The sequence below is a fragment of the Nocardioides sp. NPDC101246 genome (assembly GCF_044767415.1).
In the GTDB taxonomy this organism is placed as follows: domain Bacteria; phylum Actinomycetota; class Actinomycetes; order Propionibacteriales; family Nocardioidaceae; genus Nocardioides.
In genome coordinates this window covers 170645-193217 of record NZ_JBIWNX010000010.1, presented here as the reverse complement: position 1 = coordinate 193217, position 22573 = coordinate 170645, and the positions used below count along the sequence as shown (strand labels likewise).

Sequence of the window (22573 nt, the reverse complement as noted above, 5' to 3'; positions counted from 1 at the left end):
TAGGCTAGCCTAAGCAAAGTCTTGCTGACTTTCTGACAATGTGTCAATATCCTTGCCGGAACGCCGATCGCTTTGCCGCCCGACCTGACTGGAGCACACATGTCCGCCCTCCTCGTCGACGAGACCTCCGCCGCCCCGCTCTCCGCGCTGATGCGTGAGGGCTCCCGGATCCAGCACACCGCCGCCGAGAGCTCCTCCTTCATGGAGGAGCTGTTGGCCGGCCGGGTCAACGAGCAGGGGTACGCCGACTACCTGCTGCGCCTGCGCAAGGTCTACGTCGCGCTCGAGTCGGTGGGCCGCGATCTCGCCGCCACCGACCCTGTCGCCGCGGCCGTCCATGACGCCGCCCTGGAGCGCCTGGCGGCGATCGACGCAGACCTGGCCGTCTGGGCTCCCGAGGGCGGCACCGTGGAGTCCGCGGCCGCGGATGCGTACGTCGCCCGGATCGAGGGCACCCGTGCCTGGGGCGGTCTCTACGCCGCTCACCACTACACCCGCTACCTCGGCGACCTCTCCGGTGGCCAGGCGATCGGCCGGCTGCTCGACCGGTTCTTCGAGCTCGACGGCGAGGGGGTGGCGTTCTACGAGTTCGCCGAGATCCCCAAGCCCAAGCCCTACAAGGACGGCTACCGCGCCCGTCTCGACGCCCTCGACCTCGGCCCCGCGGAGAAGATCCGCATCGTCGAGGAGGTCCAGGTCGCCTTCGGTCTCAACCAGGCGCTCTTCGAGGAGCTCGGCGCCAACCTCGACACCTATCGCAGGTGACAGGCTCTCAACGACAAGGACAACCCCCACATGAACAACCGCCGACTCTCCGCTGGTCTGGTGGCCGGACTGGTCGCTCTCCTGGGCGTGCCCCAGATCCCCGCCCTCGCTGCTGACGTCCCGGCCGAGGGAGTGGTCCTCGACGGCGTCGCGCTGGAGTGGGCAGGCAACGTGGAGATGCAGTCGGCGCCGCCGTTCGGCGGGTCGAACTACTTCTCCGCGGGCGCCTCCGCCGGCGACCAGGCGACCTACCAGGGGGTCGCCGACGACGTCTCGATCGTGCACGTGGCTGCCGACGGGACCCGGTCCCAGGCGACGTACGCCACCAGGACCCGGCAGGTCGGCGGGTCCGTGCAGCAGCTGGTCCGGTTCGACGAGGGCCGGGCCGAGCTGGCCGCCGACGGGTCCGGGACCGTTGCCTGGGAGGGCGACTGGAGCGTCAACTTCTACGGCGGCCTGGTGCCGTTCACCTTCTCCGACCCGGTGCTGACCGTCGCCGCCGACGGGACCGGGGAGCTGCGCGCCGACATGTCCGGCTATGCCTCCTCGATGACCGACCCGAACAACCGCGAGCCGATGGACCCGGTCGCCGACGTCACCGTCGCGACCTTTGCGGGCGCCGAGATCGACCCGGACGGGCGGATCACGATCGCCCCCGACTATGCCGGGCGCCGCGTCGCCGTGCCCGAGGACCAGACGCCGCAGGTGACCACGGGCTCCGGCTGGGGCGCCTGGCCGCAGGAGTTCCTCGACTTCCACTTCGCCTCCGGGCTCTCCTCCTACTGGTACTCCTCGGGTGGTGCCGCCGACGCCAAGAAGCCGCCGCTGCCGTTCGCAGTCGACTTCACCGGCTCCGACCCGGTCGTGACCGAGCCGACCCCGGAGCCGACACCCACCCCGGAGCCGACTCCGGAGCCGACTCCTTCGACGCCGGTCGACACCGACCCCGAGGGGCCGCTCGTCGTGAAGAACGCCGCCCTGCGCTGGGGGATCAACAACGAGTCCAACAACGCCGCCTTCGCGCCGGGGACCTTCAACTTCTTCTCCGCCGGGAAGATCGCCGACCCGGGCAAGGGCGGCACCACGCTGAAGCAGTCGGGCTGGAAGCAGAGCTCCGGCAACGTACGCATCGAGAAGTACTCCGCCGACGCCTCGGCCTACCGGGCCGCGACCTGGGCGGGGCTGAGCACGGACTCCGAGGGCACGCGGCTGACCACCTCGGGCGGCCGGTTCAGCAACCACCAGGTGGTGCTGACCGGTGGCACCGGGCGGATCGACCCCTCGACCGGCTCCGGGTCGGTGCGCTGGAAGGGCTCGTTCACGGTCCTCTACTACTCGGGGATGACGTTCTTCTACGTCACCGACCCGGCGCTGACCGTCTCGAAGGGCGCCGCGACCCTGACCGCGACGCTGTCCGGCTACGCCTCCTCGCAGACCGACACCACCCAGTGGTCCGCGGTGGCGCCGCGGAAGGTCGACCTCGCCAGGCTCGGCAAGGTCGACCTGTCCGCGACGCGCGGGTTCACGGCGACCCCTGCCTATCGCGGGGTGAAGGTGAGCGTGCCGTCGTCGGCGACCGCGCAGGTGCGCAGCGGGTCGAGCTGGGGTGCGTTCCCGCAGTCCTTCGTCGACTACCAGACCACCGCGGGCTCGGGCTCCTACTGGTACTCCTCCGGCGGTGCCTCCGACGCCCACAAGGTCGCCCTGCCGGTCTCGGTCTCCTATGACGCGGCCAAGCCGGTGACCACCACGAAGCCCGTGGTCGGCGACGGCGCCGGCGATGACGGCAGTGGCGGGACCGTCTCCAACCCCGTGGTCACGGCACCGGCGGGCGCCTCGCCGGCCACCTCTGTCGGCCCTGCCGTGAGCCCCGCCGTGAACCCGGCGGTCCTCCCCGCCCTGGCGGCCGCGACGGCCGCCTTCCCGGCGCTGGCCGGACCGGTGGACACCCTGATGGGGCTGGGCACCGAGCTGGCCTCGGGCGTGCTGGCGTGGCGTACGTCCTGGCCGTGGTGGCTCGGCACTGCGGCCCTTCTGGGGGCAGTGGTGATCGTCCTTCGGACCGTACGGCCGCGTCGCGGCTGACAGGTTGTCAAGAAGTCCAGGATCTTCTAAGGTAAACCTAACTTAGGCAAGGCTAACCTTGCTTGGAGTTGGAGCCTCGGCTCGCTCTCGGCCGTGCCGGCCGGTCGTCCGGCATCCCCACTTTCTTCGTACGAGAGGCATATCTCCATGTCCTTGAAGGCCAGAGCCCGTCGTGGGCTCGCGTTCGCCGTGGCTGCCGGGCTGATCACGCCCGGGCTCGCCGCCCTCGCCGCAGCCCCCGCGCAGGCCGCGCCGGTCTCGGTCGACGACGTCCAGTTCCGCTGGGGGTTCACCAACGAGTCGAACTCCCGGGCCTTCGCGCCCGGCACCTACAACCACTTCGCCGCTGGCAAGCTCGGCAACCCCGGCGCCGGTGGCCAGACCCTCAGCGCCGCCGATCAGGGTGCGACCTGGGCCAACGGTGCCGCGGCCGGCTGGAAGGCGACCGACGGCGAGGTGAGGATCGAGAAGGAGCAGGCCGACGGCACGTACGCCCCGACCACCTGGGCCGGGCTCAGCACCGCGCCCGACGGCACCCCGATCACGTTCACCAAGTTCAGCGACCACCAGGTCGTGATCGACAGCGGCACCGGCACCGTGGACGCCGCCGCCGACGACGCCTCGATCTCCTGGGACGGCGACTTCACCGTCGTCTACTACAGCGGCATGTCGTTCTTCTACGTCTCCGACCCGGAGCTGACCGTCGACAACGGCGTCGGCACCGTCACCGCGACGCTGAGCGGCTACGGCTCGGACATGAACGACACCGGCGCCTGGACGGAGCTCGCTCCCGCCGAGGTCACCCTGGCCACGCTGAGCGGCGTGGACGTGACCGAGACCGGCCTGGTCGTCACGCCCGACTACCTCGGTGTCGAGTACGAGGCACCTGCCAACGGCACCCCGCAGACCCGCACCGGGACCACCTGGGGCGCCTTCCCGCAGTCCTTCGTCGACTACCAGGTCGGCGTCGGCTCGGCGTCCTACTGGTACTCCAGCGGCGGCTCCGCGGACGTACGCAAGCCGACCATCCCGCTCGAGGTCGTGGTGCCGGAGACGCCGGTCGCGGAGCAGGCCTCCGTCACCGTCTCCCGCACCTCCGTGCCGGAGTCCGGCCAGACGACCGTGACCGTGGAAGGCACCGGCTTCGACCCGGCGCAGGCGACCGGGGTCCGGCCGCCGCTGGCCGGGAAGCCCGCCGGTGCGTACGTCGCCTTCGGCAAGGTTGCCGACCTCTGGAAGCCGTCGGAGGGTGCGCCCTCGACCAGCCGGGTGAACAGCTCGGTGAACTGGGCCGTGCTGGCCGATGACATCGCGACCATCGGCGGTCCGGAGGCCGGCGCGATCGAGCTGCGCCCCGACGGCACCTTCACCGCCGAGCTGATCATCGACAAGGCTGCGCTCGACGCGAAGGCGACCGACCCGGCGCTGACCGGCTACGGGATCTACACCTACGCCGGCAGTGGTGCCGTCCAGGCGGCGTACGAGACCTTCACCCCGATCACCTTCACCGCGGTGAAGGCCTCCTCCAGCGTCTCGACCTCGGTGCGAAACGGCAGCTACGGCACCTCCGGTGCGGTGACGGTCGCGGTGCGATCCGACGTCTCGGTCGGCGGGTCGGTCACCCTCAAGGAGGGCTCGAAGTCGTACGGAACCCGCTCGCTGTCCGGTGGCAGGACCATGTTCACGCTGCCCAAGTCGCTGACGCCGGGCAAGCACACCTTCACCGCGACGTACGCGGGCTCGGCCACCGTCGCGGCGTCCTCGGCGAAGCCCGTGGTGACGGTCGCGAAGGCCTCGGTCGGCTACAAGACCTCGTGGACGACGAAGGTCAAGGCCGGTAAGAGCGTCGGGTTCAAGACCGTTGTGGTCGGCAAGGCCGGTGTGGCGAAGCCGACCGGCAAGGTCAAGGTGACCTTCACCCGCGGCAAGAAGTCGGTCGTACGCTGGGCCACCATCAAGAGCGGCGTCGCCAAGGTGTCCCTGACCGGCGCGCAGTCCAAGCGCCTCGGCAAGGGCACCTGGAAGCTCAAGATCAGCTACAGCGGAAACGGCAACTACAAGGCCGTGACCGGAACGCGGTCCGTCCGCGCGAAGTGAGTCCTGACTCCGGTGAGCCTCCGCCGCGGATGGTGGGGGCTCACCGGAGCTGCTGCACTAGGGTTCGTTCTCGTGCCCCGTATCGCCGCCGAGAACGTTCCCGAGCACCGCAGGCTGGTGCGCGAGCGGATCTTCGCGGCGTTCGCGGAGCTGATGGCCGAGGGCAGCTACGACGCGATCAGCATGTCGAAGCTGGCCCAGCGCGCCGACATCGGCCGCACCGCGATCTACCACCACTTCAAGGACCGGGACGCGGTCATGGTCGCCTTCGCGACCCACGAGACCTCGGAGTACGTCGCCTCCCTGCAGGCCCAGCTCGCCGCGAGCGAGGACCCGGCCGAGAGGCTGCGGATCTACGTACGCAACCACCTCACCCTCGGCGAGAAGTTCCACATGGGCTTCGGTCCCCAGGTCTATGGCGGCCTCCCGGAGGAGGCCCGCCAGGAGATCCGCGAGCACATCGTCGCCGTCGAGCAGGTCCTCGCCGAGATCCTCGAGCAGGGCGCCGATCAGGGCATCTTCGCCGTCTCCGACGTCGACGCCACCCTCGTCCTCGTCCACTCGGTCCTGGGCACCCGCAACCTCCCCGCCGACCGGATCGAGGAGTTCGTCCTGCGCGCCGTCGGCGCGCTGTGAGTTGGGTCGAGCCGGAGGATCTCGACCTCGCCGCGCTGCGCAAGGTGCACCTCGACTACAGGGATTGGCAGATCGACACTCTCAGGCGCTCACCGAGCGCATCTCCTGAGCGTACGAGCGTGTCGGAAGTCCCGGTGGCGTGGTCAGCGGCGGGATACGATCCGAAGGGTTCAGTGCTCCGCGGGTGGTCGTCCGCCGGCGAAACCTCAGGGATTGCGGGGGAAGAAGTGAACGCTTCTGACGGCTTGCTCGCTCATTCGTCAGATGGCCGCACCTTCGTGTACGTCGGGAAGGAGACCTTTGCCGTCGTCCCGGGCGACATCGTGGTTCTGAACACCGAGAACAGTGGCACGGTGCTTGGTCAGGTTCTGGACTGCAACGATCCGGCCGCGCTGGATGACGGTGGGTCCGGCGTCCTGCTCGGCCCGCTCGACGAGACCGGCGTACCGCGGCCGGAGCGCCGTCAGCCGTTTCGCAACGCCCGGCTCTCCGAGCCCGGCGAACGGCACCTCGAACGGCTGCAGCAGGCCTCCGGCGCCACGCTGGAGGTCGGCACGTGGCGGTCCGCCGGACACGAGGTCCCCGCTCTGCTGAGGGCTGGGGCCTTCAACCGTCACACCTTCCTGTGCGGCCAGAGCGGCTCCGGCAAGACCTACGCACTCGGGGCGATCCTCGAGCGGCTGATCTTGAACACCGAGCTCCGCGTCGTCGTGCTCGACCCCAACGCCGACTTCGTCAGCCTCGGCGAAGCGCGCGCCGACGCGCCGGCGGCAGTTGCCGATCGTCTGTCCGAGACGGCCGTACGGGTCCTCGGCGCCGACACGACCGGTCACGAGCCGCTCAGACTCCGCTTCTCCACGATGTCGCGCCAAGCTCAGGCGGCGTTGCTCGAGCTGGATCCGATGCGGGATCGCGAGGAGTACAACCTCTTGATCCACCGCATGGACGAGACGGCCTCGTCCGGCTTGGACCACGTGGTCCGCGAGCTCTTGGTGGGTTCTCCGGACGAGCGCGCGCTCGGTCTGCGGATCGAGAACCTGGGCCTCGACCACTGGGAGGTCTGGGCGGGCGAGCTGCCGTCCGCTGCCGAGATCGTGTCCTCGGGTAGCCGAGCGACGGTGCTCGACCTGAGTGGCTTCGAGGATCCGCACGAACCGATGGCGGTCAGTCTCGACCTCGTCGAACGCTTGTGGGCGGAGCGCACCAGCCGGGTTCCCACCTTGATCGTGATCGACGAGGCCCACAACCTGTGTCCGGCGGACGCTTCAGGCGCGTTGCAACAGGCGCTGGTGGACCGCCTCGTGCAGATCGCGGCCGAGGGTCGGAAGTACGGGCTGTGGCTGGTGCTCTCGACCCAGCGACCCGACAAGATTCATCAGCAGGTCGTATCGCAGTGCGACAACCTCGTACTCATGCGGATGAATTCGCCCGGCGACGTTGCCGCCGTTGCTCACCTGTTCGGCTATGCGCCCTCGGCCATGCTGCGTACCTCGCCGTTCTTCCAGCAGGGCGAGGCGCTCTTCGCCGGGCGCTTCGTGGCAACGCCGTCGTTCTTCCGGATGGGTGCGCGATTCACGAGGGAGGGCGGCACAGACGTGGCCGTTCCCGTCACCACTCCGTGACTCAGCTGGTCGGCTCGCCGACCAGCTGCCAGCCAGCCGCGGTCGTACGCTGCTGCCAGAAGTCCCGGTAACGACCACCGGCTGCGAGCAGGTCGGCATGGCTGCCGCGCTCGGCGATCCGGCCGCCGTCCAGGACGAGGATCTGGTCGGCCGCCGTCACCGTCTGGAGCCGATGGGCGATCACGATGACGGTGCGGTCGGCGGCCAGGGCGGTCAGGGCCTCCTGGACGGCCGCCTCGTTCTCGGCGTCCAGGGCCGCGGTGGCCTCGTCGAGGAGGACCACGGAGGCGTCCTTGAGGAGCGCTCGGCAGATCGCGACCCGCTGCCGCTCACCGCCCGACAGCGTGGAGCCGGCCTCGCCGACCCGGGTCTCCCAGCCCTGCGGGAGGCGGGCGACGATGTCGTCGACCCGCGCCAGCCGAGCCGCCTCCGCCAGGCGAGCCGGGTCGGCGTCGGGGGCGGCGAGCAGGACGTTGTCCCGCAGGGTGCCCTCGAAGAGGTAGACGTCCTGGAAGACGATCGAAACGTCGGCCATCAGCGCCTCGGTCCCCAGGTCGCGTACGTCGACCCCACCGACCCGCACCGACCCGGAGGTGACGTCGTGGAACCGGGCGGCCAGCCGGAGCAACGTCGACTTGCCGGATCCGGAGGGCCCGACGATCGCGGTCAGCGAGCGGGCCGGGGCGGTGAAGGAGACCCCGTCGATCACGGGGGTGGAGCCGTCGTAGGAGAAGGAGACGTCGGTCATCTCGACCGCGCCGTCACGCGCGGTCGCGGGGACGGCCGGCTCGGGGAGCGGGGCGATCTCGAGCAGGTCCAGGACCCGGCGCAGCGACCCCTGGGCGATCCGCAGCGCGCTGGAGAGCTCGCCGAGGTCGACCATCGACTCCACGAACCGGACGCTGAGCACGAGCAGCCCGACCGCGGTCGCGGCGTCGAGGCTGCCGCCGAGGACGAGCTGGACCGAGAGCGCGACCACCACGGTGAGCAGCGCCTGGACGGCGAGCAGCTGGAGTCCACGGCCACCGAAGCCGGTCACCAGCATCCGCCTGCTCGCCGCCCGCTGGGCCGCGAAGGCGTCCTCGACGAGCTCGTTGCCGTGGACGGTGCGGCCGAAGACTCGCAGCGCCTGCTGGTTGAGCGCGAACTCCACGACGCGCGCCGAGCCGTTGGCCATCGCGGCGTCGTAGCCGGCCTCGGAGCGCCCGATGATCACGCTCAGCAGGCGGGTCGCGGCGAAGACCAGGACGACACCGGCCAGCAGCGCCACCCCGAGCCGCCACTCCAGGATCAGCAGTGCGGCGACCACGGTGACCGGGCTGACCACGGCGGCGGTCATCGGCCGCAGCAGGTGACCCGGGATCGAGGAGATGTCGGCCGCACCCTTGGACGCCATCCGGCCGACCATCCCGGTGCGGTCGGCGTCGTACCAGCCGAGCGGCAGCCTGGCGACGTGCTCGCCGAGCCGGGCCAGGGTGCGGTCGAGCAGGTCACAGGCCAGGTCGTAGCCGGCCAGGTCGGCGAGGGTGAGCAGGACGTGGTGGGCGACCAGCAGCCCGACCAACGTCACCGCCCACACCGTCACCCCGTCCCAGTCCTGGGTGAAGAGCGCGACCAGCAGCGGCACCAGCGCCGCGAAGGCGAGGCCCTGGAGAACGCCGGTGGCGACGAAGGTGGCGACCACCCGCAGCAGTCGCCGGCGGCCGTCGTGGTCGAGGAGGGTGCTGAGCATGCGTACGACGGAGATCATCGGGCCACCTCGGCGGTCTGGGTGTGGACGGGTTCTGAGTGGGCGCGCTGGTCGGCCCGCCACAGCCGGGCGTAGAGGCCGTCGGCGGCGAGCAGGTCGGCATGCGTGCCGGACTCGGCGACCAGGCCGGAGTCGAGGACGACGATCCGGTCGGCGCCGGTGATCGTGGAGAGCCGGTGGGCGATGACCAGGAGGGTGCGCCCGGCGACCAGCCGCGACAGCGCCTGCTGCACCTGCGCCTCCGACTCCGGGTCGGCCGCCGCGGTGGCCTCGTCGAGGACCAGGACCGGGGTGTCGGCCAGGATCGCCCGGGCGATCGCGACCCGCTGCCGCTCACCCCCGGAGAGCAGCGCGTCCTCGCCGACGACCGAGTCCAGCCCACGAGGCAGGGCGTCGAGACGGTCCAGGATCTGCGCGGCAGCCGCGGCGCGACGTACGTCCTGGTCTGACGCGTCCGGACGGGCCAACCGGATGTTGTCGCGGACGCTGGTACGCAGCAGGGAGGTCTCCTGGAAGACGAACGAGACCCGCTCGTAGAGCTGCTCGCTGGTCAGGCTGCGCAGGTCGCAGCCGCCGAGGTTGATGGACCCGAGCGTGGGGTCCGCGAAGCGGGGCAGCAGCCGCGCCAGGGTCGACTTGCCCGACCCGGACGGGCCGACCAGAGCGGTCACGGTGCCGGGTTCTAGCGTCAGCGAGATCCCGTCGAGCACGAGCCGACCGCCGGGGGAGTAGGCGAAGCCGACGCCGCGCAGCTCCACCCGGCCACCCTCCGGGTTCGCGGCGGTCGCCGGGACCGGGAGCTCCGGGGTGGCCAGCAGCTCCTGGATCCGCTGAGCGGCACCGGTCGCCTCGCGCAGCTCGCGGCCGGCGTACCCGGCGACGGTCACCGGTGCGGTCATGGTCAGCCCCAGCACCAGGAACGGGACCAGGTCGATCGCGGCGAGGTGCCCTCCGCTCACCAGCAGCGCACCGGTGACCGCGACGAGAGCGAGCGTCAGCACCGGCGTCAGCGCGAGCTCCATCAGCAGCATCCCGAGCGCCGAGTGCCGCATCCAGCCGCGGTTGAACCCGCCGAAGCGCTGTGCGACCTCGGTGAACCGGCGATGCGTACGGCCCTCCCGGCCGAACGTCTTGACCACCGTGATCCCGTTGACCAGCTCCACCGCGGCCGAGCCGAGCTCGGCCAGCCCACGGTCGTACGTCTGGTAGAGCTCGGCCGCGCCGCGCATCGAGATCCGCAGACCGATGATGCCGAGGACGAGCGGGACGCAGGTGACCAGCGCCATCGTGACGTCGACCGAGAGGAGATACGCCGCCACGGTCAGCGGGAGCGTGATCGCAGCCGTCAGCTCCATCGCCGAGTGTGCGACCAGGTGGTGCAGCGCGGCCACGTCGTCCTGGACCGCCTTCTTCACCTGCCCCGAGGAGCGCTCGGTGAACCACGCCAGCGGCACCCGCCCCAGCCGGGCCACCAGGCTTCGCCGCAGCAGCACCGAGAGGTCGAGGTCGGCGGCGTGGGAGAGCCAGGACGCGGCCAAGATGGTGGCCAGCCTTACGCCGAGTGCGCCGAGGCTCACCTGAACCACCAGCCAGGCCCGTCCTGCGTCGATGCTCGCGCCACTGGTCGCCGGTAACAGGATCCGAGCCAGCTCGACGATGCCGATCATCGGCACCAGTCCGGCGACCGTGGAGACCACGGTCAGCGCGATGCAGGCGAGGAGGCGGCCGCGTACGGGCCGGAGGATGTCACGCAGTGGCGATGCCATCAGGGCATGTCCTTGTCCAGGGAAGATCGAGGTCCGAGAAGCCTGATCAGGCAGGCCGACGGCCACCCGGCGCTCTACTTACCCGCGCCTAGAATCAGGAATCATTCTCATTCTGACATGGCGGTCTGAGGTGAGGAGGACGCCACGCCCGGGATCCGGAGGATGCGAGATCGGACCGAGGGTGCTCATCCGCTATTACGCTGCTTGTATGACCGAATCACCCGACATCAAGCCTCGCTCACGCGATGTCACCGACGGCCTGGAGAAGGCTGCCGCCCGTGGGATGCTCCGCGCGGTGGGCATGGGGGACGAGGACTTCGCCAAGCCGCAGATCGGTGTCGCGTCCAGCTGGAACGAGATCACGCCCTGCAACCTGTCGCTGGACCGGCTCGCCAAGGCCGTGAAGAACGGCGTCCACGCGGGCGGGGGCTACCCACTCGAGTTCGGCACCATCTCCGTCTCCGACGGCATCTCGATGGGACACGAGGGGATGCACTTCTCGCTGGTCAGCCGCGAGGTGATCGCCGATTCGGTCGAGGTCGTCATGAACGCCGAGCGGCTCGACGGCTCGGTGCTGCTCGCCGGCTGCGACAAGAGCCTTCCCGGCATGCTGATGGCGGCGGCCCGGCTCGACCTCGCGAGCGTCTTCCTGTACGCCGGCTCGATCATGCCGGGCCAGGTCGACGGCCGCGACGTGACGATCATCGACGCCTTCGAGGCCGTCGGTGCCTGCCTGGCCGGAAAGATCACCCGTGAGGAGGTCGACCGCATCGAGCGGGCGATCTGTCCGGGCGAGGGCGCCTGCGGCGGTATGTACACCGCCAACACCATGGCGTCTGTGGGCGAGGCGCTGGGCATGTCACTTCCGGGCAGCGCCGCGCCGCCGGCGGTGGACCGTCGCCGCGACGGGTTCGCGCACCGCTCGGGCGAGGCCGTGGTCAACCTGCTGCGCAAGGGCATCACGGCGCGCCAGATCATGACGCGCGAGGCCTTCGAGAACGCCATTGCCGTCGTGATGGCCCTCGGTGGCTCCACCAACGCCGTCCTGCACCTGCTGGCGATCGCCAACGAGGCCGAGGTCGAGCTGACCCTCGACGACTTCAACCGGATCGGCGACAAGGTGCCCCACCTGGCCGACATGAAGCCGTTCGGCAAGTACGTCATGAACGACGTCGACAAGATCGGCGGCATCCCGATGGTGATGCGCGCGCTGCTCGACGCCGGCCTGATGCACGGCGACACACTGACCGTGACGGGCAAGACGATGGCCGAGAACCTCGACGAGCTCGCGCCGCCCGCCGTCGACGGCACGGTCATCCGTTCGCTCGACACCCCGATCCACAAGAGCGGCGGGCTGACCATCCTCAAGGGCTCGCTGGCCCCCGAGGGCGCGGTCGTCAAGAGCGCCGGCTTCGACGACTCGGTCTACAGCGGCACGGCCCGGGTATTCGACGGCGAGCGGGCGGCTATGGACGCGCTCGAGGAGGGCCGGATCGTCTCTGGCGACGTCGTCGTGATCCGCTACGAGGGCCCCAAGGGCGGCCCAGGTATGCGCGAGATGCTCGCCATCACCGGCGCGATCAAGGGCGCCGGCCTCGGCAAGGACGTCATCCTGGTGACGGACGGCCGGTTCTCCGGTGGAACCACCGGCCTCTGCGTCGGCCACATCGCCCCCGAAGCCGTCGACGGCGGCCCCATCGCCTTCGTGCAGGACGGCGACCCCATCACGCTCGACGTCGCCAACCGCATCCTCGAGCTCGGTGTCGATGCCGACGAGCTCGAGCAGCGCAAGGTCGGTTGGTCGCCGCTGCCGCCCAAGTACACCCGCGGCGTCCTCGGCAAGTACGCCAAGACCGTGCAGTCGGCCGCCGTCGGGGCCGTCACCTGCTGAGAGGCGCCAGTCGGGCTTTGCATGCCCAACTGTGTGCCCGGGCTAGACAACAAAGGACCGGCCCCCTACCTGAAAGTCCAGGTGAGGGCCGGTTTCGATGTACGCCATGTAGGACTTGAACCTACAACCCGCTGATAAATCCGAGTCGCCGTGCACGTGGAGATGTTGAGCGGGGGAGTGGGTATGAGTTGATCCGGTTCTTTGTGGTTGATCGTGGCGTGCTGCGGGGCATTCCTTACGCAACTCCTTACGCATCTGACCCTGCCCGTGCGCTCGTCCGCATCGCGGGGGCGGAGCGTCACCACGTCCGGCATCTGGCTCCCTTGGCGGGGGTCTGGGGGCTTGCCCCCACGCTTCCCAACCACACCGTGCTTCGAGGTGTCGCGGGGTGTGTCCCTGCCGGCAGCAACCCCTTCTCCTCCCTCGTCATCAGCCGACGACCTGAAACCGCTACCGGCCCGAGGTTGCGCTCCTCTACCGTTGAGGGCATGAGTCGCGTGAAGAACCCGCAGGAGAAGAAGCGGCTGAGCCTCGAGCGCGACCGGCGTCCGAACTATGGCAACAACGACAAGGCTGCACGCAAGGCGGTTCCTTTTCGGAAAGCCGGGGTGAGCCGTGCCAATCGACGTGCCGATGCTGTGGCGTTGTCGGAGGCGATCGGCGCACCGGATGAGGAGATCGAGGCCGGCGTCGAGGATGCCGTACTGGGTCGCCGGCGCAAGGTCTGGCGGAAGTGGCCGGATCTGCGGCTGAGGACGAAGGTCGCGGAGAAGCTGGGCGATGAGGAGTACGTCGATCCGGAACTCGGGTGGCGCCGCCCATATCGGTGATCGTCTCGGCTGTGGAGCGTGAGCGTTTGGTCTACGGACTGGGCGCTCTTCTTCATTTGCGCGGCACGTAGGGGACCGGCCGCCAGGCCGCACGCCCCCGGAGGCCGCCTTGAGTCAGTACAGAAAGTTCTCACGAAGCCAACTAATGGTGGCCTGTCCTGTCCCGGCTGGTGCTTGACAGTTCGGTGTCACGACCCGCTTGACAGTTCGCCACGATGTCGGCTGATCGGGTCGACGATGTTCCGCGGACGTCGTCGGGCGAAAGGCCGGGAATGGCTCTGGTTGCGTTGTCGGTGGTTGAGCAGCGGTTGGACGCGGTTCGGGAAGTGTTAGCGGGGTCGTCGGTGACCGAGGTCGCGGCGCGGGTCGGGGTGTCTCGTCAGTCGGTGCATACGTGGCTGGCGCGGTACCTGAGTGAGGGGGTGGCCGGGTTGGCGGATCGGTCCTCGCGGCCGGGATCGTGTCCGCATCAGTCACCGCCGGTGGTGGAGGCCTGGGTGCTCGAGGCACGTCGGGAGCACCCTCGGTGGGGCGCGAAGCGGATCCGTCTGGAGTTGCTGAAGAAGGCTCCGGCGTGGCGGCCGGAGGAGGCGTTGGCCGGGATTCGGGTTCCGTCGGCCTCGACGATCAACCGGATCCTGCTGCGGCACGGGCTGGTGAAGTCCAGGCCGCGTAAACGCTCGCGGGAGTCGTTCAAGCGGTTCGAACGGCCCGGGCCGATGCAGCTGTGGGGGATCGACATCGTGGGTGGGGTGCGGCTGGTCGACCCGACTACTGGGGAGCTGCGGGAGGCGAAGATCGTCACCGGTGTCGATGACCACTCCCGCTACTGCGTCATCGCCGCGGTGGTGGAGCGGGCCACCGCGCGGGCGGTGTGTGTCGCGTTCGCCCAGGCTCTAGCCCGGTACGGAGTGCCGGAGGAGGTGATCACCGATAACGGCAAGCAGTTCACCGATCGGTTCAGCCGGTACGGGCCGAGCCGGGGTGAGGTGTTGTTCGACAAGATCTGTCGCCACAACGGGATCACGCATCGGCTGACCGCGCCGGCGTCGCCGAATCAGAACGGGAAGGTGGAGCGGTTCCATGGCACCTTCCGTCCCGAGATCGAGGAGCTCGGTCCGTTCACGTCGGTCGCAGAGGCCCAGACCGCGGTGGACGCGTGGGTGGTCGACTACAACACCGAGCGTCCGCACCAGGGCCTGGACCCGAAGGCCCCGGTGACACCGTCACAACGGTTCGCCACCGCCGCTGCCGACGGGTTGGAGTTATGGCTGCCACCCTCGCTGGAGGTCGCGCCCGATCCCGGCGCCGAGCCCGAGCACCAGGAGCAGGACACAGATCGGCAGGCCCGAGGCGGGCAGGATCCTGGTCGGGCGCGGAAACCGAGTGGACCGGTCGAAGTGGACAAGCCGGTGCCGGCGTCGGGAAACATGTCGCTGTGCGGCAACCAGTTCTGGTTGGGCCCGGAGCGGGCCGGTCAGCTGGTGCGTTTCTGGATCGACTGTGAGTGGGTGCACCTGTCGATCGGTGGCTGCCTGGTCAAGTCCCTTCGATCACGATTCACCACCGCGGACATCGCCAGCCTGACCACCCAGGGCGCGGTCCCGGCCGGTCCGCCGCCGGTGTCCACCCGGCACCAGCGCCCAACCGGCGTGGTCGAGGTCGAACGGACGGTGTCGCGTGCCGGGACGGTGTCGCTGGGTCAACGGGTAGTCCTGGCTGCGGAAATTCTGGCGGGTCGCCGGATCGGGATCTACATCGAGGAGGGTGCGCCGTTGCTGTTCTTCGATCCCGAGTCCCGGGAACTGTTGCGGACTCGGCCGAACCCGTTCGAGCCCGGCGAGGCCCGCAAGCTGCAGCGAAGTAGACCGGTCGGGCCGGTGCCACGCCCGTCGACCGAGCCGATCCGGATCCAGCGCCGAGTATCGAACAGCGGCGTGATCATGGTCGCCGGCCAGAAGGTCGCGCTAGGCCGGGAGCACCGCCACCAGGAGGTGATCGTGCACGTGTCGGACACGACCCTGGCCATCGAGCTGCCCGACACTGACACCCGCGTCGTACGCCGCACCACCGACCAGCCCGTGCGCAGCATCAAGGGCCAGCGGCCGCGTTCAAACGGAACGGCTGCAGCTGAGGAGTCCGCTACCTGAACCCGCGGAAGACACCATCGGGGCCGGTGACTCGGGCGAACTCCTCCCAGTCCATGTTCGAGATGTTGAGGTTGTTGTCTATGCCCCACAGCTCAGCGGCGATGCAGCGGAACGGTGGACGGTCCTTGACCAGGTCCACCACCAGGATCGGATACTCCGCGGCCAAGGCTTCGTGGTCGACGACGAACATCACAGCCGGCCGATACGGCGACTCCGGCGCAGCCTGCACCAGCTCTTCCCAAGACGCGCCCTGGTTCGATGGGTCGTCGACGGGGTGCAGGTAGGCGCAGAATCCGTCGTCGTAGGTTGCGATGGCCGCGGCCTTGGCCTGCTGCCAGGCGTCGTCGTCGGAGAACTCGACACGGACTAGGAGCGACTCACGCGCAGACGGCAAGGTGACCATGCCGCCGATTAAACCCCAGCCAGGCGCACCCGCGGCCTAGGATCGAAGACAGCGGCCGTGGACCGCTGTCCCTCAAATTTCCTAGGCGGACTGTCAAGCAGGTCCTGACACAGATCCGTCAAGAACCTCCCGATTCAAGACACAACTAATGGTGGCCGGATCATCCCGCGCTCTCCACTCTCGATCCGCGCGGCCAATGGACAAAATCGAGTGCGCGACCTCAAGCCCGACCCAGTAGGTTGGCGAGCATGTCGGACTCGCCGTGGAAGGTACAGCAGTACTGCTATTTCTGGCTTGCCAGCGAGGCTGTCACGGCCGACCAGGTCACGCAGCATCTCGGGATCGAACCGGATCGGACCTCGGTCAAGGGGTCCCGGCAAACGTCGCCGCGAGTGGTCCCTGCCGCACACCGGTGGCAGATTCGATGCGAGACGCACGGACGGATCGACGAACAAGTCTCCGAGGTTCTTGATCGCATCGCGCCTGTCGCTGATCGAGTGCTAGATCTCGTCGACAGGGGCGACGTCGCGGCGGGCCTGATGATGGTCAGGTGGTTCGACGACCCAGACGGCGGCTACGACGCGATGGGCTGGTGGATGAGCGCCGAACAGATCCAACTGCTGGCCCGCATGGGAGCCACCGTGGAATCAGATGAGTACGCGGGAGACTTCACGGCGCATGCTCCTCTGTGACTGACTCATCTGCCGCGCTACGTGCGGTCTACTTTGGGGCCGGTCAACGGTCATGTGCTATCCGTCCGTGGGTTCACCGGATTCGAGCGCCCGCACAAGGAGCACGCGAACGAGTGCCTTCACAGACACTGCCAGTCCGAGCCAACCGGTAAAACTCCCGACGAGATCCACAGGATTCAGGGTCTCGGGGTGGGTCTGATACGGATCATCTGCGCTAGCCACATGTTGATGACGACCAAGATGAAGATGAACGCCACCGTCACGGACCAGAACTGAGCAACTGCGGCCGCGTCGGTCGGGCTGAGATCGGGTGCGCGCGGGCCCAGCGCATCGGCGGCCAAGTTTCGGGCATCGATCATGCCCAACGTCCCTATCGCCTGAGTGAGCGAGCTGGCCACGGCGATCGAGTTGAGGGCCTTGAACGAGTTCGCGAGCGTGTCGATGCCCTTGAAGGAGTCCGCGAAGGAGGTGGCCACGGCGATCGAGTTGAGGGCCTTGAACGAGTTCGCGAGCGTGTCGATGCCCTTGAAGGAGTCCGCGAAGGAGCTGGCCACGGCGATCGAGTCGAACCCCTGAGAGAGCGAACCCACCGCCGACAGGATCTGGTGATCTTGACCGCTAGTAGTTGTCACGTGGCTTCTCCTTGATCGAAGGCGACGTGTGTGGACGCCTCCTGGAAATGGTATCGCCCGGGACCGACATCTAGGCGTTTCGTGAGGGGCTGAAGCGGCGACCATGCCGGGTTCGCACAGGCCGCCGGGGTTATCACTACTCGTTCGTTCTGGGGGGAAGCGCGATGCCGAGCCCGGTCGAGCGAGCTCTACCGATATCGGTCGTTCCAGATGTTGATGTCGCTCCTCGCGGGCCTCAACTCGCTCACACCCAACCAATCCCACCGGACCTCTGGCTTGTCGTACGTGGTGTCTACCCAGATCACCCAGACGCGCCACCTGCCCTTGTGCAGTTGCCACTTGAGTACGAGGCCGGGCATCGGTGGCGGATAGTTCCGACGTCGACGGCGAAGGTGTGCAAGACGCTGGTCTCCAACGTCTGCTCCTAGGCGGTTCGGCAGGGTGGCGTGACGGCCAACCCGGTTCGTGAGCTGACGCCTATCGAGGCCAAACCTAAGCGGCAGCCCCGGGCTCTCGACGGTCACGAGATCAGGGCGTGGCTCGATGCGCTCGGCGAGAGTGACTACTCCCGACGTCATGATCTTCCGGATCTGGCGCGCTTCATGCTGGCTACCGGTGTCCGAATCGGTGAAGCGCTCGGTGTGACTTGGGCAGATGTGGATCTGCCGGCGGGAGTGGTGAAGTTCGAGCGGACTGTCTACCGGGTCAAGGGCAAGGGCATGGTGGCGCGCAAGGTGAAGTCGGCAGCCTCCGAGCGTCCGTTGCGGCTGCCGTCTTGGGCGGTCTCGCTGCTCAAGGATCGTCGTGCGAAGTTGCGGGCCTTCGATGGTCCAGTGTTCCCGAAGGCTCGTGGCGGTTGGCGTGACCGGAACTTGGTGCAGCGCTCGATCCGTAAGGTTTCGGGGTGGAACTGACTTCGAGTTCCTCTCGACACATGCCTACCGGAAGACGGTAGCGACGCTGCTCGATGAGAGCGGGATGACTGCGCGTCAGATCGCGGATCAGCTCGGGCACTCTCGGGTGTCGATGACGCAGGACAAGTGCCTGGGCCGTGGGGCGGTCAACACCGGGAACGTGCGGGCTCTGGAGGCGGTCAACCCTGACTGTGACTCGACCTCTGAGAGCCCTGAAATCGGCCAGATTGACGAGGGAAAGGAGACGGGCACTGAACCGCATTCCTTACGCACCGGTCTGCGAGGCCTCGAAATGCAAGAAACTCCCGACCGTTTGTGCTGGTCAGGAGCCTTGTTCGGTACGCCATGTAGGACTTGAACCTACAACCCGCTGATTAAGAGTCAGCTGCTCTACCAATTGAGCTAATGGCGCATGTCTTGGAGCCCGTCAGGCGCGCTCGGCGACGAGAGGAACATTAGCAGCGGGCGCGGATACGGCCCAAATCGAGGAGGGGGTCAGCGGAGCTCGAGGACGGCTTGGGCGGCGTTGTGGCCGCCGAGGCCGGAGACGGCGCCGCCGCGTACGGCGCCCGAGCCGCACATCAGGACGGTGCCGAGGTCGGTGGCGACGCCCCAGCGGGCGGCGGGGGTGGACAGGTCGGAGGAGTCGGGGGCCCAGGGCCAGGCGAGGTCGCCGTGGAAGATGTGGCCGCCGGGCATGGCGAGGTCGGCCTCGATCTCCTGGGGGATCTTGGCCTCGATGCACGGCGTGCCATCGGCGGACCGAGCCACCACCGAGGAGATCGGGTCGAGCAGGTGGCGGTCGAGGGAGGCGATGGCGCGCTCGACGGCCACCTGCTTGCGCTCCGAACGCGTGGCGGGGTCCTCGAAGAGGGTCGCGGGGGCGTGCAGGCCGAAGTAGGTGAGGGTCTGGGTCCCGGGTGGGACGTCGCCGAGGACGGAGGGGTCGGTCAGCGAGTGGCAGTAGACCTCGCCCGGCATCTCGGTGGGGACGGAGCCGGCGGCGGCCTCGGCGTACGCCCTCTCGAGCTCCGAGTAGGACTCGCCGAGGTGGAGGGTGCCGGCGAAGGCGACCTTGGGGTCCTCGCCGGAACGCAGCCGAGGCAGGCGGGAGAGGAGCATGTTGATCTTGAGCTGGGCACCGACCGGCTTGGTCTCGGGCGACGGGGTGCGACCGAGGAGGCCGTCGAGGACGTACGGGGCCAGGCCGGAGAGTACGTAGTCGGCGGCCACGGTGTGGGAGCCGGAGGCGTCGGTCCAGGTGACCTCGGCGCCCTCGCCGACGGCCCCGCCGCTGATCGAGGTGACGGTCGCGCTCGTGACGACCTCCGCCCCGGCGGCGTACGCGGCCTTGGTGATCGCCCCGGTGACCGCGCCCATGCCGCCGACCGGGACCCGCCACTCGCCGGTGCCGTTGCCGATCAGGTGGTAGAGGAAGCAGCGGTTCTGGATCAGGCTCGCCTCGCCCAGGCCGGCGAAGGTGCCGATCAGGGCGTCGGTGGCGACCACGCCTCGGACCAGGTCGTTGCCGAAGCGCCGCTCGATCGCCTCCCCGAGCGGCCGCTCGACGATGTCACGCCAGATCGGCGCACCCACCTCCGAGCGGATCGCGGCACTCGTAGGAAGCGGGGACGTGAGGGTCGGTGCGACGACCTGCGCGAGCTCGCCGACCTCGGAGTAGAAGGACTGCCACGCGGCGTACTCCTCGTCCGATCCGGTCACCGCGCGGAAGCTGGCCGCGGTGGCCTCGCCCTCGGGTGTCTCCACCAGGAGGCCGGTGGCGCGGGAGCCGTCGAGGAAGGGGGAGTACGACGCGGTCTGCCGCGACGCGAGCTCGATGTCGAGCCCGAGGTCGGTGCGGATCTGCTCAGGGAGCAGCGAGACCAGGTAGGAGTAGCGCGAGAGCCGGGTCGGGAAGCCCTCGAAGGCCTGCGCCGAGATCGCCGCGCCGCCGACGTGGTCGAGCCGCTCGAGCACCAGGACCGAGAGGCCCGCCCGGCCCAGATAGGCGGCGGCGGTGAGGCCGTTGTGTCCGCCGCCGGCTACCACTACGTCGTATCGCTCCTGCGCCATGCCCTGCATCCTAGGAGGCGGCCAAGGCGGCGTTCGCTCGTTCGGTGAGGGTGGCCAGGACGCGGGCGGTCGCGGCGACGTCCTCGGGCGGAAGGTCGGCGAAGAACGACCTGGTCAGCGGCTGCGTACGCTCCACGATCTCTTCCTGGACGCGGGCGCCCTCCGCGGTCAGCGTGAGACCGTCCGCGATCAGCCCACGCGCGATCGCCGCGTCGAGGTGGGACTCGACCTCGGCCGCGGAGACCTTGATGTTGTCGGCGGTCGAGGCGACGAGATCGGCTCGCGTGGCATCGCCCCGGTGCAGGTAGTTGAGCAGGAGCGACTGCTCGAAGGTCAGGTCGTAGTCGTCGAGCAGGTCGAGGAGGTTCTTGCGGATCGCGAAGTAGGCGAGGCCCAGGTTGGCGCCGGTGAGCGGGGGAGCTGCGGTGGTCATGATCGGTCTCCAGACGTGGGGTCGGTGTCGATGGGGGCGGCGAGCATCGCCTCGAGCGCTGCCTGCGCCTCGGCGGCACGGCGGCTGTTGCGCCCGCCGAGCGGTGCGGTGAGCTGGTCGAGCAGGCGGCCGGTCACCGCGATCGCCTCGCGGGTCACCTCGGTGCCCTCGGGCGTGATGGCGAGACGTACGGCTCGGGTGTCCTTCGCGTCGCGGACGCGTTCGATCCAGCCCTTCGTCTCGAGCTGACGGGCGAGCTTGGAGACGTACATCGGCTCGAGGCCGGTGAGGTCGGCCAGCTGCTTCTGGGTGGGGGCCTCCGAGGCGCGGAGGCCGTAGAGGGAGGCGATCAGCGAGTACTGCGCGTGGGTGAGGCCCAGGGGCGCGAGGGCTCTGTCCATCGACACCCGCAGACGCATGGCGAGGCGCCATACGACATGTCCGATCGTCTGTTTCTTCATGCCCAGAAAACATACATGTTGATCGTAAACATGTATAGCAATTAAGGATGTCGGTGCTCCCTGGCAGGATCGGGGGCATGGCTGAGCGTCCAGAGGTCCCCGAGGCGATGGTGGCGCGGCTGAGGGACGTCCTCGGCGCGTTCCCGAAGTGCCTCGAGGACGATGCCTGGGTCGGGGTGCGTTGGCGGGTCGGTCAGGCCACGGTCGCGCACGTCTTCGGCGGCGAGGATCAGCTCTTCCGGATCGTGTTCCGGGGTGAGCCCGACGAGGTGGTGGCCTTCGAGCATCTCGGCCACCCCTACTTCAAGGCCGGCTGGGGCGGCAACGTGGTCGGGATGATCCTCGACGACGACACCGACTGGGACGAGGTCGCCGAGCTCCTGACCGACTCCTACTGCATCCAGGCTCCGGCCAAGTTGGCCGATCTCGTCGAGCGACCGTCGGTGACGACGGAGTAGGGTCCGCGCGCGAGGGGTTGTGGGCGGCGTACGCCTGATCGACAAGCTTCCGCTGGTCACGCCCTGGTTTCTCGTGGTGCCGGTGGTCCCGGCGGTCGCCCACTACTTCGTGCTGTGGAAATGGTCTCCAAGAGTTGGACCGGTATTGGGACCTTAGGCCCTAGGCTCGGTGCTTGGACTCGGGCATGTTGCCATGGTAAATCAGGGGGAACAATTTCCTTTCCAGTGCAACAAATTTCATAAGGAGTGCGTGTGCGTCGCATGGCCATGCTGGTCCTCGGGGGAGTCGTTGCGGCGGCCGGGGTCGGTTGCGGTTCGGACAGTTCCATCGATAACGGGTTCTACAGCAACAACCACCGCGAGAACCCGGCGATGGAGAAGAAGGTGATCACCGTCGACAGCACCGAGAGGATCGCGCAGAACCAGCAGCTCGGGCTGACGACTGAGGGAACCATCAAGGGCGAAGCACCGGGAATCCTGTTGCGGGTGATCGTGCACGACGTCTTCGAGACGTCTTTCACGGACGGCACCGAGACCCCGCCGGGGTCGCGGGTGATGGCCGTCGAGATCCAGGTCGTCAACGCCGGGTCGAGGGTCTTCAACGACACCCCTGCCACCGGTACGACGGTCATCGACGCCTCGGGCAAGAAGTACAAGAGCCTGCCCAGCACGGTGACGGTCGACGGCGGCGAGGTGTTCCCGAACCCGTTCGGGCTGCAGCCGCGTGACCAGCGGACGGCCCTGGTGCCATTCGTGGTCCCGGTCGGGGTGAACATCAAGCAGGTCGGGTTCCAGATCGACAAGGGCGGCGAGTCCGGCCTGTGGCGGGTTCCGTAGTGCAGAAGCCCTAAATCTGGATCCAGCACCAACCTCCAAGCAACCTTCTGGCGGCATTACGCGTCACCATCTCTGTGG

The 22573-nt window shown here is 68.6% G+C and carries 20 protein-coding genes and 1 tRNA gene; 13 read left to right on the top strand and 8 right to left on the bottom strand.

Features of this window, described 5'->3' with window-relative positions; genetic code table 11:
• The first annotated feature begins 99 nt into the window (after window positions 1-99).
• From ACIRON_RS19575 to ACIRON_RS19555, 5 genes are all read left to right on the top strand, one after another.
• On the top strand, window positions 100-765 hold the full coding sequence (locus ACIRON_RS19575; protein WP_402994577.1) for a heme oxygenase (biliverdin-producing): 666 nt from the start codon (window positions 100-102) through the stop codon (window positions 763-765).
• Window positions 766-795: 30 nt separating this feature from the next.
• Window positions 796-2850 carry a hypothetical protein gene (locus tag ACIRON_RS19570; RefSeq protein WP_402994575.1) on the top strand — a complete coding sequence of 685 codons (2055 nt, stop codon included), beginning with the start codon at window positions 796-798 and terminating at the stop codon, window positions 2848-2850.
• A gap of 147 nt (window positions 2851-2997) precedes the next feature.
• Window positions 2998-4947, top strand: a complete 1950-nt coding sequence (locus tag ACIRON_RS19565; protein ID WP_402994573.1) for an Ig-like domain-containing protein — start codon at window positions 2998-3000, stop codon at window positions 4945-4947.
• Between the two features lie 72 nt (window positions 4948-5019).
• Window positions 5020-5583 (top strand): TetR/AcrR family transcriptional regulator, encoded by a 564-nt coding sequence (locus ACIRON_RS19560; RefSeq protein WP_402994571.1) that lies wholly within the window; start codon window positions 5020-5022, stop codon window positions 5581-5583.
• Complete coding sequence (locus ACIRON_RS19555) at window positions 5580-7205, top strand: ATP-binding protein (protein WP_402994569.1); 1626 nt, start codon at window positions 5580-5582, stop codon at window positions 7203-7205. The genes ACIRON_RS19560 and ACIRON_RS19555 overlap by 4 nt, the downstream gene beginning before the upstream one ends.
• A gap of 1 nt (window position 7206) precedes the next feature.
• On the opposite strand, the gene ACIRON_RS19550 is transcribed toward ACIRON_RS19555, so the two are convergent.
• Complete coding sequence (locus ACIRON_RS19550) at window positions 7207-8955, bottom strand: ABC transporter ATP-binding protein (protein ID WP_402994567.1); 1749 nt, start codon at window positions 8953-8955, stop codon at window positions 7207-7209.
• Window positions 8952-10721 (bottom strand): ABC transporter ATP-binding protein, encoded by a 1770-nt coding sequence (locus ACIRON_RS19545; RefSeq protein ID WP_402994565.1) that lies wholly within the window; start codon window positions 10719-10721, stop codon window positions 8952-8954. Before ACIRON_RS19545 ends, ACIRON_RS19550 begins: the two co-directional genes overlap by 4 nt.
• Window positions 10722-10929: 208 nt before the next feature.
• Between ACIRON_RS19545 and ilvD the strand changes: the two genes are divergently transcribed.
• The 3 genes from ilvD to ACIRON_RS19530 all read left to right on the top strand — a co-directional run bounded on the left by ilvD (window position 10930) and on the right by ACIRON_RS19530 (window position 15592).
• Complete coding sequence (gene ilvD / locus ACIRON_RS19540) at window positions 10930-12612, top strand: dihydroxy-acid dehydratase (protein WP_402994563.1); 1683 nt, start codon at window positions 10930-10932, stop codon at window positions 12610-12612.
• A gap of 488 nt (window positions 12613-13100) precedes the next feature.
• Complete coding sequence (locus tag ACIRON_RS19535; RefSeq protein WP_402994561.1) at window positions 13101-13442, top strand: hypothetical protein; 342 nt, start codon at window positions 13101-13103, stop codon at window positions 13440-13442.
• Window positions 13443-13657: 215 nt separating this feature from the next.
• Window positions 13658-15592 carry an IS481 family transposase gene (locus ACIRON_RS19530; RefSeq protein ID WP_402994559.1) on the top strand — a complete coding sequence of 645 codons (1935 nt, stop codon included), beginning with the start codon at window positions 13658-13660 and terminating at the stop codon, window positions 15590-15592.
• Here ACIRON_RS19530 and ACIRON_RS19525 read toward each other — a convergent pair.
• Window positions 15585-15995, bottom strand: a complete 411-nt coding sequence (locus tag ACIRON_RS19525; protein ID WP_402994557.1) for a DUF6924 domain-containing protein — start codon at window positions 15993-15995, stop codon at window positions 15585-15587. The genes ACIRON_RS19530 and ACIRON_RS19525 overlap by 8 nt on opposite strands.
• Before the next feature lie 248 nt (window positions 15996-16243).
• On the opposite strand from ACIRON_RS19525, the gene ACIRON_RS19520 reads away from it, so the two are divergent.
• Window positions 16244-16687: a DUF4279 domain-containing protein gene (locus ACIRON_RS19520; protein ID WP_402994555.1), complete on the top strand. Its 444-nt coding sequence runs from the start codon at window positions 16244-16246 to the stop codon at window positions 16685-16687.
• A gap of 176 nt (window positions 16688-16863) precedes the next feature.
• Here ACIRON_RS19520 and ACIRON_RS19515 read toward each other — a convergent pair whose 3' ends face one another.
• Window positions 16864-17277 (bottom strand): hypothetical protein, encoded by a 414-nt coding sequence (locus tag ACIRON_RS19515; RefSeq protein WP_402994553.1) that lies wholly within the window; start codon window positions 17275-17277, stop codon window positions 16864-16866.
• A gap of 488 nt (window positions 17278-17765) precedes the next feature.
• On the opposite strand from ACIRON_RS19515, the gene ACIRON_RS19510 reads away from it, so the two are divergent.
• Both ACIRON_RS19510 and ACIRON_RS19505 read left to right on the top strand, forming a co-directional pair.
• Window positions 17766-18233, top strand: coding sequence for a tyrosine-type recombinase/integrase (locus ACIRON_RS19510; protein WP_402994551.1), 468 nt, complete (start codon window positions 17766-17768; stop codon window positions 18231-18233).
• The gene (locus tag ACIRON_RS19505) at window positions 18145-18591 is read left to right on the top strand and encodes a tyrosine-type recombinase/integrase (RefSeq protein WP_402994549.1); all 447 of its coding nucleotides are present in this window, start codon (window positions 18145-18147) and stop codon (window positions 18589-18591) included. The genes ACIRON_RS19510 and ACIRON_RS19505 overlap by 89 nt, the downstream gene beginning before the upstream one ends.
• On the opposite strand, the gene ACIRON_RS19500 is transcribed toward ACIRON_RS19505, so the two are convergent.
• The 4 genes from ACIRON_RS19500 to ACIRON_RS19485 form a co-directional block, all read right to left on the bottom strand.
• Window positions 18573-18645, bottom strand: a tRNA-Lys gene (locus ACIRON_RS19500). The two genes, ACIRON_RS19505 and ACIRON_RS19500, sit on opposite strands and share 19 nt — an antisense overlap.
• Before the next feature lie 83 nt (window positions 18646-18728).
• Window positions 18729-20306 (bottom strand): phytoene desaturase family protein, encoded by a 1578-nt coding sequence (locus tag ACIRON_RS19495; RefSeq protein ID WP_402994547.1) that lies wholly within the window; start codon window positions 20304-20306, stop codon window positions 18729-18731.
• A 10-nt stretch (window positions 20307-20316) separates the two neighbouring features.
• Window positions 20317-20739 carry a hypothetical protein gene (locus ACIRON_RS19490; RefSeq protein ID WP_402994545.1) on the bottom strand — a complete coding sequence of 141 codons (423 nt, stop codon included), beginning with the start codon at window positions 20737-20739 and terminating at the stop codon, window positions 20317-20319.
• Window positions 20736-21200 carry a MarR family winged helix-turn-helix transcriptional regulator gene (locus ACIRON_RS19485; protein WP_402994543.1) on the bottom strand — a complete coding sequence of 155 codons (465 nt, stop codon included), beginning with the start codon at window positions 21198-21200 and terminating at the stop codon, window positions 20736-20738. The genes ACIRON_RS19490 and ACIRON_RS19485 overlap by 4 nt, the downstream gene beginning before the upstream one ends.
• Before the next feature lie 77 nt (window positions 21201-21277).
• Between ACIRON_RS19485 and ACIRON_RS19480 the strand changes: the two genes are divergently transcribed.
• Together ACIRON_RS19480 and ACIRON_RS19475 are read left to right on the top strand one after the other, a co-directional pair.
• Window positions 21278-21658, top strand: coding sequence for an MmcQ/YjbR family DNA-binding protein (locus tag ACIRON_RS19480; RefSeq protein WP_402994541.1), 381 nt, complete (start codon window positions 21278-21280; stop codon window positions 21656-21658).
• Window positions 21659-21910: 252 nt separating this feature from the next.
• The gene (locus tag ACIRON_RS19475; protein ID WP_402994539.1) at window positions 21911-22495 is read left to right on the top strand and encodes a hypothetical protein; all 585 of its coding nucleotides are present in this window, start codon (window positions 21911-21913) and stop codon (window positions 22493-22495) included.
• Window positions 22496-22573: the final 78 nt, after the last annotated feature.

What these genes read in the sequence shown, in the direction of transcription:
- ACIRON_RS19575 (WP_402994577.1), top strand. Translation starts at nt 100, where the DNA reads ATGTCCGCCCTCCTCGTCGACGAGACCTCCGCCGCCCCGCTCTCCGCG.
- ACIRON_RS19570 (WP_402994575.1), top strand. Translation starts at nt 796, where the DNA reads ATGAACAACCGCCGACTCTCCGCTGGTCTGGTGGCCGGACTGGTCGCT.
- ACIRON_RS19565 (WP_402994573.1), top strand. Translation starts at nt 2,998, where the DNA reads ATGTCCTTGAAGGCCAGAGCCCGTCGTGGGCTCGCGTTCGCCGTGGCT.
- ACIRON_RS19550 (WP_402994567.1), bottom strand. Translation starts at nt 8,955, where the DNA reads ATGATCTCCGTCGTACGCATGCTCAGCACCCTCCTCGACCACGACGGC.
- ACIRON_RS19545 (WP_402994565.1), bottom strand. Translation starts at nt 10,721, where the DNA reads ATGGCATCGCCACTGCGTGACATCCTCCGGCCCGTACGCGGCCGCCTC.
- ilvD (WP_402994563.1), top strand. Translation starts at nt 10,930, where the DNA reads ATGACCGAATCACCCGACATCAAGCCTCGCTCACGCGATGTCACCGAC.
- ACIRON_RS19535 (WP_402994561.1), top strand. Translation starts at nt 13,101, where the DNA reads ATGAGTCGCGTGAAGAACCCGCAGGAGAAGAAGCGGCTGAGCCTCGAG.
- ACIRON_RS19530 (WP_402994559.1), top strand. Translation starts at nt 13,658, where the DNA reads ATGTCGGCTGATCGGGTCGACGATGTTCCGCGGACGTCGTCGGGCGAA.
- ACIRON_RS19525 (WP_402994557.1), bottom strand. Translation starts at nt 15,995, where the DNA reads ATGGTCACCTTGCCGTCTGCGCGTGAGTCGCTCCTAGTCCGTGTCGAG.
- ACIRON_RS19520 (WP_402994555.1), top strand. Translation starts at nt 16,244, where the DNA reads ATGTCGGACTCGCCGTGGAAGGTACAGCAGTACTGCTATTTCTGGCTT.
- ACIRON_RS19505 (WP_402994549.1), top strand. Translation starts at nt 18,145, where the DNA reads ATGGTCCAGTGTTCCCGAAGGCTCGTGGCGGTTGGCGTGACCGGAACT.
- ACIRON_RS19495 (WP_402994547.1), bottom strand. Translation starts at nt 20,306, where the DNA reads ATGGCGCAGGAGCGATACGACGTAGTGGTAGCCGGCGGCGGACACAAC.
- ACIRON_RS19490 (WP_402994545.1), bottom strand. Translation starts at nt 20,739, where the DNA reads ATGACCACCGCAGCTCCCCCGCTCACCGGCGCCAACCTGGGCCTCGCC.
- ACIRON_RS19485 (WP_402994543.1), bottom strand. Translation starts at nt 21,200, where the DNA reads ATGAAGAAACAGACGATCGGACATGTCGTATGGCGCCTCGCCATGCGT.
- ACIRON_RS19480 (WP_402994541.1), top strand. Translation starts at nt 21,278, where the DNA reads ATGGCTGAGCGTCCAGAGGTCCCCGAGGCGATGGTGGCGCGGCTGAGG.